The sequence below is a fragment of the Paraburkholderia bannensis genome (genome assembly GCF_014200455.1).
In the GTDB taxonomy this organism is placed as follows: Bacteria; Pseudomonadota; Gammaproteobacteria; order Burkholderiales; family Burkholderiaceae; genus Paraburkholderia; species Paraburkholderia bannensis_A.
The window spans coordinates 138,667-152,148 of record NZ_JACHBW010000012.1; the positions used below are offsets into that span (position 1 = coordinate 138,667).

9 protein-coding genes are annotated in these 13,482 nt (G+C 66.7%); 7 read left to right on the forward strand and 2 right to left on the reverse strand.

Translation table 11 applies throughout. The features are described 5' to 3' along the window. Positions 1–56: 56 nt before the first annotated feature. The gene (locus F4827_RS20805) at positions 57–284 is read right to left on the reverse strand and encodes a KUP/HAK/KT family potassium transporter (protein WP_409258836.1); all 228 of its coding nucleotides are present in this window, start codon (positions 282–284) and stop codon (positions 57–59) included. A 151-nt stretch (positions 285–435) separates the two neighbouring features. Between F4827_RS20805 and F4827_RS20810 the strand changes: the two genes are divergently transcribed. The 7 genes from F4827_RS20810 to purU all read left to right on the forward strand — a co-directional run bounded on the left by F4827_RS20810 (position 436) and on the right by purU (position 12,858). Further along, a complete protein-coding gene (locus tag F4827_RS20810; protein ID WP_183726591.1) occupies positions 436–4,056 on the forward strand; it encodes a response regulator in 3,621 nt (1,206 codons plus the stop codon). A gap of 24 nt (positions 4,057–4,080) precedes the next feature. After that, positions 4,081–4,956, forward strand: a complete 876-nt coding sequence (locus F4827_RS20815; RefSeq protein ID WP_183726593.1) for a protein-glutamate O-methyltransferase CheR — start codon at positions 4,081–4,083, stop codon at positions 4,954–4,956. Between the two features lie 4 nt (positions 4,957–4,960). Then, positions 4,961–5,617: a chemotaxis protein CheB gene (locus F4827_RS20820; RefSeq protein WP_183726595.1), complete on the forward strand. Its 657-nt coding sequence runs from the start codon at positions 4,961–4,963 to the stop codon at positions 5,615–5,617. A 14-nt stretch (positions 5,618–5,631) separates the two neighbouring features. Further along, on the forward strand, positions 5,632–6,774 hold the full coding sequence (locus tag F4827_RS20825) for a hybrid sensor histidine kinase/response regulator (protein WP_183726597.1): 1,143 nt from the start codon (positions 5,632–5,634) through the stop codon (positions 6,772–6,774). A 477-nt stretch (positions 6,775–7,251) separates the two neighbouring features. Then, the gene (locus F4827_RS20830) at positions 7,252–7,785 is read left to right on the forward strand and encodes a hypothetical protein (protein ID WP_183726599.1); all 534 of its coding nucleotides are present in this window, start codon (positions 7,252–7,254) and stop codon (positions 7,783–7,785) included. Between the two features lie 80 nt (positions 7,786–7,865). Then, a complete protein-coding gene (locus F4827_RS20835) occupies positions 7,866–11,798 on the forward strand; it encodes an ATP-binding protein (protein WP_260175338.1) in 3,933 nt (1,310 codons plus the stop codon). Positions 11,799–11,958: 160 nt separating this feature from the next. Then, complete coding sequence (gene purU, locus F4827_RS20840) at positions 11,959–12,858, forward strand: formyltetrahydrofolate deformylase (protein ID WP_183726601.1); 900 nt, start codon at positions 11,959–11,961, stop codon at positions 12,856–12,858. A 57-nt stretch (positions 12,859–12,915) separates the two neighbouring features. Here purU and tssJ read toward each other — a convergent pair whose 3' ends face one another. Beyond that, positions 12,916–13,449, reverse strand: coding sequence for a type VI secretion system lipoprotein TssJ (gene tssJ, locus F4827_RS20845; protein ID WP_311674006.1), 534 nt, complete (start codon positions 13,447–13,449; stop codon positions 12,916–12,918). Positions 13,450–13,482 lie beyond the last annotated feature (33 nt).

Consider the following 13,482-nt stretch of genomic DNA (forward strand, 5'->3'; position numbering starts at 1 on the left):
TTCGTCTCCGCACGGGCCTTTTCGCCATCAACCGCATGCCGCGTGCCCTGCCGGGCTCACAGCGCCCCCTGCACGCCCAGTTCGACCACATGGCCTGACTGCAAGCCGTAGCAATGCGCACTGGACGATGCATGCAGCGACATGAACGCAAACAGCCACGCGCTGATGCCGTGCACCGCATGCCCGTGCAGCACCTCGTCGCGAGGCAAATAGAAGGTCGTGCGCGCCGGGTCGAAGCGCCAGTGGCCCAGCCCTGTTTGCCCAACAAATCGCGTGCGCGCGATGCGCGGGCTTTTTGTATGATTGCATCTGCATTGATTTCACCCTTTTTGCCCCGTAGAGGGCCCGCCATTGCGCGCAGCGGCGTGAAAAACCGGTCGATATTCCCGCCTGATCCGCATCGACCTACGAACCATCGGAAAAAATCGGAAAATAATGCCTGCAATGAATGCGATCGACCCGCTGCGTTTCAAACGCATCATTCAAAGAAACGTCGCACTGCCGCTTATCGCGGGTATCGCGACCGCGGTCGCCTTTGTCGCGCTGATTGCCTATCTGGTGTCGACGATGAGCTGGGCCGAGCACTCCGAACGGGTGATCGGCGACACCTACGAACTGCTGCGCGTGCAGGCCGACCGCGAATCGAGCCTGCGCGGCTTCCTGCTCAACGGCGATGAGCACGCGCTCGCGCCGTTCGAAGTGGGCCGCCCACGCTTCGCGGCGCAGCTCGACAGCCTCTCGGGACTGGTCGCCGACAACCCGCCTCAGGTCGAGCGGCTCAAGCGCATCCTCGCGCTCGCGCAGCAATGGGACAAATCAGCGAGCGATGCCGTGCGCCTGCGCCGCAGCCATGACCTCGTGCTCGCCACGGTGCAAAGCGACAATGGTCAGGCGAATTCCGACTCCATGCGCCGCGAGTTCGCCGATTTTCTGTCCGAGGAATTCCGTCTGCGCCAGGAGCGCACATCGGCGGCCCGCAACCTGACCTATCTCACGGTAGCGGTGTTTCTGGCCCTGACCGTGCTGCTCAACGGCCTGCTCGCGTGGCTGGGGCGGCGCGAACTGACCGCACTCTCCGCCACCTACGACAGCGCGCTGCGCGGCCAGGCCGAGCAAGCCGAAGCGCTCGCGGAACAGGTGTGGTTCCGCTCGGGCCAGCGCCTGCTGGCCGAAAGCGGCATGGGCAAGGAAGCGCTCGCGGACGTGGGCGGCGCGATGCTCGATTGCCTCGCGGGCTACCTGAGCGCGAGCGTCGCCACGCTCTACGTGCGCGATGGGCACGACGCCTCGCTGCGCCGCGTGGCGACCTTCGGTTTCGGCGAGGAAAGCGGTTACAACGTGCCGATGCTCCAAAGCGGTCAGACGCTGGTGGGCCAGGCGGCCGCCTCGCGCCGCGTGATCGAGCTGCGCGAAGCGCCCGCCGGTTATCTGAAGGTGGAATCGGGGCTGGGTTCGGCCGTGCCCACCTCGCTGCTGATTGCGCCGATCGACGCCACTGGCCAGATCAACGGCGTGGTGGAACTGGCCTTCATGCGCGCACTGCTGCCGCGCGACAGCGAGTTCCTCACGCGCGTGGCGGGCACCATGGGCGATCTGGTGCAAGCCGCGATCTCGCGCGAGCGTCTCCAGGCAGCATACGCCGACGCGCAACAGCTCAATCACGAACTGCAGGTGCAGCAGGAAGAACTGCGCGTGGCCAACGAAGGGCTGGAAGAACGCGGCCGCGCGCTAATGGATTCGCAGGCGCGCCTGGAAGCGCAACAGGTCGAACTCGAACAGACCAATGTGCAGCTGGAAGAGTACGCGCGCCGGCTGGAGACGCAGAAGAGCGAACTCGAACGCGCCCAGAGCGAACTCACGCGCAACGCCGAACGCCTCGCGCAATCGAGCCGCTACAAGTCCGAATTCCTCGCCAATATGTCGCACGAGCTGCGCACGCCGCTCAATAGCTCGCTGATTCTCGCCAAACTTCTGCAGCAGAACCGCACCGGCAATCTGAGCGAGGAACAGGTGCGTTATGCGGCCACCATTCACGCTTCGAATACCGACCTGCTCTCGCTCATCAATGACATTCTCGATCTCTCCAAGGTCGAGGCTGGCCAGGTCCAGCTCATGCTGGAAACCGTCAAACTCGACGATATGATTTCGTCGTTGCACGAGACGTTCGCGCCGCTCGCGCGCGAGAAAGGCGTGACGCTCTCCATCGACCGCCTGCCGGGCGTCGCCGATACGCTCACCACCGACGGCCAGCGCGTGCTGCAGATCCTGCGCAACCTGCTGTCGAATGCGCTCAAGTTCACCGCGAAGGGCGAAGTCTCGCTTTCGGTTTCGCCGGTCGATGCGCAGGTGCTGCGCTTCGATGTGCGCGACACCGGCATCGGCATCCCCGAGGACAAGCTGGAAATGATTTTCGAAGCCTTCCAGCAGGCCGATGGCTCGACCAGCCGCGAATACGGCGGCAGCGGGCTGGGCCTGTCGATCTCGCGCGAACTTTCGCGCCTGCTGGGCGGGCGCATCGGCGTGGCGAGCGAGGCGGGCGTGGGCAGCGTGTTCACGCTGTGGCTGCCGCTCGACAGCACGGCGGCGGCAAAGCTCGCGCAGGCCGGGGACGCGGCTCAGGCGGTGGTGGCAAGGCCGCGCACTGCCCCGGCCAATGCGCACAACACGGTGTCCGTTCGCGCCGAAGTCATCTCCGAGGCCGCCGTCGCCGAAGCCACCACCACGCTCAACGCCGCCGCGCGCGCGGGACAGGCCAGGACGACCCAGCCCGGGATGGGCCAGCCCCCAATGGGCCAGCCCATGGTCGCCGCCAGCGCGCCCGCCGCGCATGGCGTCTCGCCCATCGCCGACGACCGCGCGCAGCGCCACCACGGCAATCGCGCGATCCTCGTGATCGAAGACGATCTCTCGTTCGCCGAAATCCTGCGCGACCTCGTGCACGAGCTGCAATTCGATTTCCTGCACGCCGCCGACGCCGCCACCGGCTTCGCGATGGTGAAGGACGAAGCGCCCGTGGCCGTGTTGCTCGACGTGGGCCTGCCCGACCGTTCGGGTCTCTCGGTGCTCGAATGGCTCAAGAGCGACCCGCTCACGCGCCACATTCCCGTGCACATCGTCTCCGCCACCGATCACGCCGACAAGGCGCTGCATCTGGGCGCAATCGGCTACACCCTCAAGCCCACCGCGCGCAGCACGCTGGAAGCGGCGATCCGCCGGCTCGAATCGCGCCTTGAACAACGCGTCAAACGCGTGCTGGTGATCGAGGACGACTACGCGATGCGCGAAAGCATCCGCGCCCTGCTGGTGGGCGACGGCGTGGAGATCGTCGCGGTGGGTACGCTTGCGGACGCGCACGCGCAGATCGCGCAAGGCGCGTTCGACTGCATCGTCACCGACCTCACGCTGCCCGACGGCACCGGCTACGACCTGCTGGAAACGCTCGCGGGCGACGCAGGCGTCGCGCCGCTGCCGGTGATCGTCTACACGGGCCGCATGCTCTCCGACGACGACGAACAACGCCTGCGCCGCTACTCGAAATCGATCATCATCAAGGGCGCGCGCTCGCCTGAACGTCTGCTCGACGAAGTCACGCTGTTCCTGCATAGCGTGGAATCGTCGCTTGCGCCCGAGCAGCAGCGCATGCTGCGCGCGGTGCGTCAGCGCGACGATACCTTCGAAGGCAAGACGATCCTGCTGGCCGAAGACGACGTGCGCAACATCTTCGCGCTCTCGCATGTGATCGAGCCGCTCGGCGCGAAGCTGCTGATCGCGCGCAATGGCCGCGAGGCGCTCGAGATCCTGGGCAGCCAGGAGCGAGTGGATCTCGTGCTGATGGACGTGATGATGCCGGAGATGGACGGCCTCGCCGCCATGCGCGCGCTGCGCGGCGATGCGCGCTACACGCACGCCGCGCGTCTGCCGGTGATCGCGCTGACCGCCAAGGCCATGGCCGACGACCGCCAGCGCTGCCTGGAAGCAGGCGCGGACGACTACGTTTCCAAACCCATCGACGTGGACAAGCTGGTGTCGCTGTGCCGCGTCTGGCTGCGCAAGTAAACACCGGTAAAACCCGGCAAGACCATGACCGAACCGACTCACTCCACCCCAACGCATGCCAGCCCGCAGCAGGTCGGCCGGCCCGCGCTCAGTGTCTTCGACATCGAGTTGCGCCTGCTGCTCGAAGCGATCTACCAGCGCTATCAGCACGACTTCCGGCATTACTCGCTGCCCTCGCTGCGCCGCCGCCTCGAAGAAGCGCGCCGCGATTTCGGTGTGGCGTCGCTCAGCCAGTTGCAGGACCGCGTGCTGCGCAGCCCCGAGGACTTCTCGCGCCTGTTCGGCTACATGACGATTCAGGTGAGCGACATGTTCCGCGACCCGGAATACTTTCTCGCGCTGCGCCAGCACGTCTTGCCGGTGCTGCAAACCTATCCATCGCTCAAGGTGTGGGTGGCGGGCTGCAGTTCGGGCGAGGAACTCTGGTCGCTCAAGATCCTGTTCGAAGAAGAGGGTCTCGCCGAGCGCACCATCTTCTACGCCACCGATATCAGCCCGCAGGCGCTGGAGCGCGCGGAATCGGGCATCTATCCGGTGGACCGCTTCGCGGGCTTCAGCCAGAATTACCTGGCCGCGGGCGGGCGGCGCACGCTGTCCGACTACTATCACGCGGCCTATGGCGGCGCGCGGCTGTCGAGCACGCTCAAGGAGCGCGTGGTATTCGCCGATCACAGCCTCGCCACCGACGAAGTGTTCCTGGAAGCGCATCTGGTGTCGTGCCGCAACGTGCTGATCTATTTCGACCGCCCGTTGCAGGACCGCGCGATCGGCCTGTTCGAACGCGCGCTGGTGCGGCGCGGCTTTCTGGGTCTGGGCAGCAAGGAGAATCTGCGTTTCTCCAAACGCCACGAAGCCTTCGACGAGTTCCGCGCTGCCGAACGCATTTACCAGAAGCGCTGAAGCCATGTCCACCGCTCGACCCACACCCGAATCCGCACACGGCCCCGCCAGCAACGACGCGCCCGCGCCGCAGCGCGCCGTCGCGGGCCCGTTCGACGCCGTCGTGATCGGCGCGTCGGCGGGCGGCGTGGACGTGCTCGGCCAGATCCTGCCGATGCTGCCCGCGCACTTCGGCGCGGCCGTGCTGATCGTGCTGCATCTGCCGCCCGCCACGCCCAGCTTCCTCGTGAGCGCGCTATCCTCGCGCTGCGCGCTGCCGGTAGCGGAACCCGACGCGGGCGAGCCGATATGCGGCGGGCGCGTCTATGTCGCGCCGCCCGACTACCACATGCTGGTGGACACCGATGCGCGCGTGGCGCTGTCGATCGGCGGCCCGGTGCGTTACTCGCGCCCCTCGATCGACGTGCTGATGGAATCGGCCGCCGACGTCTACGGCCCGCGCCTGCTGGGCGTGCTGCTCTCTGGCGCCAACGACGACGGCGCACGCGGACTCGCCGCGATTCGCGCCGCGGGCGGCACCACCTGGGCGCAGACGCCCGCCACGGCCGCCGCGCCGCAGATGCCGGAAGCGGCCATCGCGCTAGGCGCCGTCACCGCAACCCTGACACCCGCCATGCTCGGCGCGCGGCTTGCCGCGTGGCCGGAGATGAAACTGGCTTGACCCGGACAAACCGCATGAACCTGCCCACCGTCAATGTGCTGATCGTCGACGACATCGAGCACAACCTCACCGCGCTATCGGCCCTGCTGGCGCGGCCAGAAGTGCGGCTGCTCGTGGCCCGCTCGGGTGTCGAGGCGCTTGAACATCTGCTTGAACACGACGTCGCCGTTGCCATTCTCGACGTCAACATGCCAGGCATGAGCGGCTTCGAGCTGGCCTCGCTGATCCGCGGCAGCCCGCGCACCGCGCATGTGCCGATCATCTTTCTCACCGCCACCTCGCAAGATGCGCTGAGCACCTTCCAGGGCTACGAGGCGGGCGCGGTCGACTTCCTCTACAAGCCGATCGAGCCGCGCATCGTGCAGTCGAAGGTGGGCATTTTCGTGCAGCTCGAACTGCAGAAGCGCCAGCTCGCCGAACAGCTCGCGGCCACGCGCCAGATGCTCGAAGCCAACGAAATGCTGATGGCGGTGCTCAGCCACGATCTGCGCACGCCGCTCTCGGCGGTGATGAGTTCGGCGGAATATCTGATGCGCGCATCCACCGACGAAAAGACCATCGCCGTGGGACGGCGCATCGAGCATTGCGGACGGCGCATGTCGCGCATGGTCGAGCAATTGCTCAATCTTGCGCGTCTGCAAGGCGGGCGCTTGCCGCTGCGGCGCTCGAACGTGCAACTCGACGCGCTGTGCCTGGCCGTGATCGAAGAATTCGCGCCGAATACGGCGGCGGTTTCCGATGGCCGCGTGCGGTTCGAAGCGCAAGGCGATCTGGCCGGCCAGTGGGATTCGGACCTGATCGCCCAGGCCGTGTCCAATCTGGTCTTCAACGCGCTCACACATGGCGAAGCCGATGCGCCGGTGCGTGTGCTGGCGAGCGGCGATTCGCCGTCCGAAGTGCTGGTGACGGTCGCCAATCGCGGCGCGATTCCCGCCGACGTCATGCCGCTGTTGTTCGGCGCATTCAGCACCGCGACGCGCGCCGAACGCCAGGGTTCGGGCCTTGGCCTCGGCCTGCATATCGTGCGGCTGATCGCGCGCACGCATGGCGGCGATGTGAGCGTGCTGTCGAACGAGGCCGAAGGCACCGTATTCACCATCCGGTTACCGCGCACGCCGCAACAAGGCGCGCAGCCGGGCGAGCTTGCGGTGATCTGAAGCGCACGCGAGGAGCGCGCGCCACGACGTGCCCCTCGCGCTCCTCTCGCGTGCCTGATAAGCGCCTTATCTGCGCCTCATGTGCGCGCCGGGCCACGTCGCCATAGCGCATCAATTCCGGGGCCATCGCTTCCCTGGCGTTTTCCCCAACGCGTTCGTGGCGTCCGATACTTGTTTGTGAATAGATCGCAGAACGCATCGCGTCTGCATCCGTCAGGTTGTTTCGTCATCGATTTCATCTGGCCTTCATGCGGCTTGACTGCACCGCCCCCATCACTGCCTGCCATGCTTCGTCATCCCGATCATGTCTGGCAGCGCACACATTCCGGTAGCGCGATGCGAATCACTGACTACAATGATCTGGTGCATCCAACGCGCGCAACGCAGCCATCACTAGAACGCCTTGCACGGTAGGTCTGTTCAGACGTAATCATCGGTCGTGTGACGTTTCGATTCCTTCTTTACGGAGGCATGCCCATGACGTGCCTGAACGAAAGGCTGGTGGGCGCCGTCTTGCTCATGCTTGGCGGTGCTGCGTTCGCGGGCAGCCCGGCGAACGATTTGCCCGAAGCGATGACGGTCGCGAACATCGCGCCGTTGCCGGTGGAGGTGGTGGCGCCCGCGCCCGAACCGCAGGCCTACCTGTTCCACTACGAGATGGAACAACAGGCCAGCCAGCCCAAAGCCTTCTTCGCGCAGATGGACCAGTTCTACAGCGCCCAGCTTGGCCACACCTATACCTTCGTCAAGAAGCCTGCCGCGGCCTCTGACACAAGCGCGTCCGCGCTCGCCAGCGCCAGCCCCTCCGCGCAATTCCTCGAAACCGGCCCGTCCACCGCGCCGCAAATCTCCATCGTCCAGTTGCCTTCATCGAACACGGCGCTTGGCGCTGCGCCGCAGCGCAGGCTGTCGCTGACCGTCGACGACTGGGTCTTCTCCGGCACGGCGCGCGTGGCCGTGCTGCACTCGCACGATTCCGGCGCGACCCTCACGGTGCGGCACGGCTTCTGACGCTGGCCGCAAGGCTGCCCCGTGCTGGCTGGCGGGAGCGAGCTTTGCTACCGGGTTCTTGAAAACCGCGAGAACCCTCGATGGCAGAAGTCAAGACAACGCTCAACGCTGAGCCGGACAACCCATTCGGATTTTTGCCGGTCCACGGCGAGATGGCCCGGCGGGTGCGCTCGCTCGACTGGACCGGCACCTCGCTGGGCGGCCCCGCCGACTGGCCGCCCAGCCTGCGCGCGGCCCTGAGCCTGTGCCTGAGTTCGCGCTTTCCCATCGTGATCTGGTGGGGCAGCGACTACAGCATTCTTTACAACGACGCCTACATTCCCTTCCTCGGCAAGGCCAAGCATCCGGTCGCGCTCGGCCAGCCGGGCCGCGAGTGCTGGAGCGAGATCTGGCCCACCATCGGCCCGATGCTCGAAGGCGTCACGCGCAAAGGCAAAGCGGTCTGGTCCAACGACGGCCAGTACTTTTTCGATCGCGACCTGCCGCGCGAAGAGGTCTACGTCACCTTCACCTACGGGCCGATTCTCGCAGCAGACGGGCGCACCGTCGAAGGCGTGTTCTGCCCGTGCACCGAAACCACCGAGCGCGTCGTCAGCGCGCGGCGGCTGGAGACGCTGCGCATGCTCGGCGTGCGCGCACCGGAAACCACCGGCATCGTCGCGGCCTGCAAGCATGTGACCGGCGTGCTCGCGCAGAACCGCCACGATGTACCGTTTGCCATCGTCTATCGCTGTCACAGCGGCTCAAGCGGCTCAAGCGGCCCAAGCGGCCCAAGCGGCTCAAACGCGGGCGAGACGCGCTTCGAGCAACTCGCCTCGACCGGACTCGACGAAGCCAGCGCCGCGCACGATCCCGCTGCGTGGCCGCTCGACGAAGTGCTGCGCACGGGCCGCGCGGTCGATGTCGATCTGGCTGCGCGCGGCCTCGAAACGCCCGGCGGCGCGTGGCCCGAAGTCTGTGCCGCCGCGCGCGCGCTGCCGCTGCGCTGGGGCGGCGACGCCAGTATCTGCGGGCTGATCGTGCTGGGCGTGAGCCCGCGCCGCCCGCTCGAACGCGCTTATGGCACCTTTCTCGACCTGGTCGCCGGTCAGACCGGCTCGGCCGTCGCCAACGCGCTCGCCTACGAGCAGGAGCGCCGCCGCGCCGAAGCGCTGGCCGAAATCGACCTCGCCAAGACCGCCTTCTTCTCCAACGTGAGCCACGAATTCCGCACGCCGCTCACGCTGCTGCTCGGCCCGCTCGAAGACGCGCTCGCGCAGCCCGAAGCACCCTGGCCGCGCGAGCGCGTCGAGATGCTTCACCGCAACACGTTGCGCCTGCAAAAACTCGTCAATTCGCTGCTCGACTTTTCGCGCATCGAGGCGGGCCGCGAGCGCGCGAGCTTTGCGCCGACCGATCTCGCGCGGCTCACCACCGACCTTGCGAGCGCATTCCGCTCGGCGATCGAGCGCGCCGGCCTGCGCCTGCTGGTGGACTGTCCGCCGCTGCCCGAGCCGATCTACGTCGATCGCGACATGTACGAGAAGATCGTCCTCAACCTTGTCTCGAACGCCTTCAAGTTCACGCTCGACGGCGAGATCGAAGTGAAGCTGCGCGATGCGGGCCTGAGCGTCGAGCTGACGGTGCGCGACACCGGCACCGGCATCGTCAAAGCGCAGTTGCCGCATATCTTCGAGCGCTTTCATCGGATCGAAGGTGCGCGCGCCCGCACCCACGAGGGCACCGGCATAGGGCTCGCGCTGGTGCTGGAACTGGTCAAGCTGCACGCGGGCACGGTGAGCGTGAACAGCACGCCCGGCCAGGGCAGCACCTTCACGGTGGCCATTCCCAAGGGCCGCGACCACCTCGCGGCCGAGCGCATCGAGCCGGCTCGCGACGAAGACGCCCCGCCCGCCGCGACGCCCGCTGTGCCGCCCGCCGCGCCGGCCGCCGCGCGCCACTACGTCGAGGAAGCGATTAGCTGGCTGGCCCTTGCAGAGCGCGCGGCTGGGAAAGACGCCCAGCTCCCGACGCCGCCCCTGCTGCCGGGCGCGGCGGAAGCGATCCGGCTGCGCGCCGCCGCCCCTCCGGTGGCCTCGCCCGCGCCCCAACGCCCGCGCATCGTCTGGGTCGACGACAACGCCGACATGAGCCGCTACGTCGCGCGCCTGCTCGCCCCGCTCTACGACGTCGAGACGCTCAACGACGGCGCAGCGGCACTGGCGAGCGTGCGCCGCGCCCCGCCCGCGCTGCTGCTCGCCGACGTGATGATGCCAGGCCTCGACGGCTTTGCCCTGCTGCGCGCTCTGCGCCACGACGCCAGCACGCGGACGATTCCCGTGATCCTGTTGTCGGCGCGCGCGGGCGAGCAAGCGCAGATCGAAGGCATGCAGGCAGGCGCCGACGATTACCTGGTCAAACCGTTTTCGGCGCGCGAACTGCTCGCGCGCGTCGACGCGCACGTCAGGCTCGCCCGCCAGCGCGAGCAGGCCAACGTCACCCTGCGCGCCAGCGAAAAACGTCTGCTGACCATCATCGAGCACTTGCCGGCGGGCGTCGGCGTGATGGATCTGTCCGGCAAATGGACCCTGAGCAACGCCGTAATGAAACGCTGGCTGCCGGGCGGCATCCCTTCGATGCAAGCCGACCAGCTTGCGCGCTGGCGCGCCTGGGATCCCCAGGGAAATCCGCTCGCGCCCGACGACTGGCCCGGCAGGCGCGCGCTGCGCGGCGAAACGGTGATGCCCGGCATCGAAATGCACTACACCGACGAGCACGCCGAACAGCTCTGGATGCGTTCGAGCGCCGCGCCGCTGCGCGACGGCGCGGGGCGCGTGATCGGTGCGTGCGTGGTGGTGCAGGACGTCACGCAGCTCAAATCCGCCGAACAGGCGCTACGCGAAGCCGACCGCCGCAAGGACGAATTCCTCGCGACGCTCGCCCACGAACTGCGCAACCCGCTCGCGCCAATCCGCAACGGCCTGCACATACTGCGCCTCGCCGGTGCGGGCAGCGCCGCTGCCCAGCGCACCCACGACATGCTGGAGCGCCAGCTCGACCACATGGTCCGGCTGGTGGACGACCTCATGGAGGTCTCGCGCATCACCGGCGGCAAGATCGGGCTGCGCAAGGAAGCGGTCGAACTGGGCTCGGTGCTGCGCCAGGCGGTCGAGACCAGCCGCGCGCTGATCGACGCCGCCGGACATCGGCTCACGGTGAGCGTGCCGCCCGAGCCGCTCGTGCTCGACGCCGACCCGGTGCGGCTGTGTCAGGTGGTCGCCAACCTGCTCAACAACGCCGCCAAATACACCGACCCGGGCGGCCAGATCTGGCTCACGGCCTACGGCGAAAGCGACGGCCTCGGCAGCAGCGCCGTGGTGTCGATCCGCGACAACGGCATGGGAATTGCCGCGCCGATGCTGTCCAAGGTATTCGATCTGTTCATTCAGGGCGAACGCACCTATAGCCGCGCCCAGGGCGGGCTGGGCATCGGCCTCACGCTGGTGCGCAGCCTGGTGGAACTGCACGGCGGCAGCGTCGAGGCGCGCAGCGACGGCCTGGGACGCGGCAGCGAATTCGTCGTGCGCCTGCCGATGGCGGCCGCCGCGCGCGCCGATGAAACCGGGGAGCGCCCGGCCCTGCCCGCTCACACGCTGGTCGGCCGCAATATTCTGATCGTCGACGACAACCGCGACGCCGCTGACAGCCTGGGCGTGCTGCTCGAACTGCTCGGCGCCCAGGTTCGCATCGTGCGTGACGGCAAGGCGGCGCTCGCCATGTTCGATAGCTGGCCGCCCGATGTCGTGCTGCTCGATATCGGCATGCCGGGCATGGACGGCTATGAAGTCGCACGACGCGCCCGCGCGCATCCGGCGAGCGCCGCAGTGCTGCTGATCGCGCTGACCGGCTGGGGACAGGATGAAGACCGGCGGCGCTCGAAAGAAGCAGGCATCGATTTCCATCTGGTCAAACCGGTGGATATGCGCGCGCTGCATCAATTGCTGCTTGCTCAGGCAGGCCGGCGGCGAGGCTAACCCTGCGACGTGGCGCACCCATACCGGCAAGTTAGCGCGATCGTTCTATGCGCCTGCCGGGCGTGTGCCGTACCGTGCAAGTCATCCCCGCGCGCGCAGTCAGGGTCGCCCCAATGTCATCCCCCGCGCCGCGCGGCCCCGATGACACCTGGAGACTTGCATGTCCGCGTCTGTCCCTGCTGCTACGCCCGTTAGTCCGCACGGTTATGCCCTCACTCTTTCCTGCCCGAGCGCGGCCGGTCAGGTGGCCGCCGTGGCTGCCTTTCTCGACCGCCATCGCTGCTATATCGACGAACTGACCGTTTTCGACGACGCCGAAGGAACGCGCTTTTTCCTGCGCTGCGTCTTCCACGAAGTCACGCAGGACGGCGCGCAAGCGTCATGGGATATCGCTGCATTGCGCGACGATTTCGCGCCTATCGGACGCGCGCACGGCATGGACTGGGCGATCCACGATCTGCGTCGGCGGCCCAAGGTGCTGATCCTCGTTTCGAAGCTCGAACACTGCCTGAACGATCTGCTGTTTCGCTGGCGCGTGGGTGAGCTGGGGATGGAGATTGCGGGCATCGCCTCGAATCATCCGGACTTCGAAACTATTGCGCAGCAGCATCGGCTGCCGTTTCATCATCTGCCCGTGACCGCGCAAACGCGCGAGCAGCAGGAAGCGAGGTTGCTGGATCTGGTCGACACGAGCGGCGCGGAACTGGTCGTGCTCGCGCGCTATATGCAGATTTTGTCGGACGCCACCAGCGCGAAGCTCGCGGGCCGCGCGATCAATATCCACCACTCGTTCCTGCCCGGCTTCAAGGGCGCGCGGCCTTATCACCAGGCGCATGCTCGCGGCGTGAAGCTGATAGGCGCGACCGCGCATTTCGTGACCGCCGATCTCGACGAAGGCCCGATCATCGAGCAGGAAGTTCAACGCGTCGATCACTCGTATGGGCCGCAGCGGCTGCTCGCGGTCGGGCGCGATCTGGAATGCGTGACGCTCGCGCGGGCGCTCAAGGCCGTGCTGGAGCATCGCGTGTTTATCAACGGGGCGCGGACGGTGGTGCTGTGAGCGCCATGAACTGATACTCCGTCGGCAAGTCCCGCTCACAGAACAGATTCGCGACCCTCACGGTGCGGGCCGCGTCTTTTGTGTGTCGCCCGCGACAACGAGATCGTTGCCGACAAGTTCGAGCTTCAGCGGGTCATCCGCCGACAGGCTTTTCTTCGGGAACACACGCCGCCAGGTGGTGCCGCCAGCCGGATCGCGGAAAAAAGCCACCACCGCGACATACTGCGTATCGGCCTTCATCGGCTGCGTCACATTCACCGCGCCACCCGGCGTCACGATGACGCTGGCCATGTCCTGAAGATCGTGGCCAAGCACCGTTCGATCGTTGTCCAGAAGATCGTAGTACGACGCAGCATCCAGGCTCTTCCAGTCCCTGAGCTGGTAGATCCTTACGGCAACCGAAAACGGCTGGGTTCCCGAGGTATTGTTTAGCGCCGAGCGCGCGTTCAAGTCGATATTGAGCGTCTTGACCGATTTGTGGAACACCGCGTTGTACGCGCTCGCGGTGCCGTCCGAAACGGATTGCCACGCGCCGCACGCCGACAGGAAAAGACACAGGCCCGTTATGGCCATTACGGGAAAGATCCGCACGTTTGCTCCGTGAATCATGAATTCAGTGAGTCG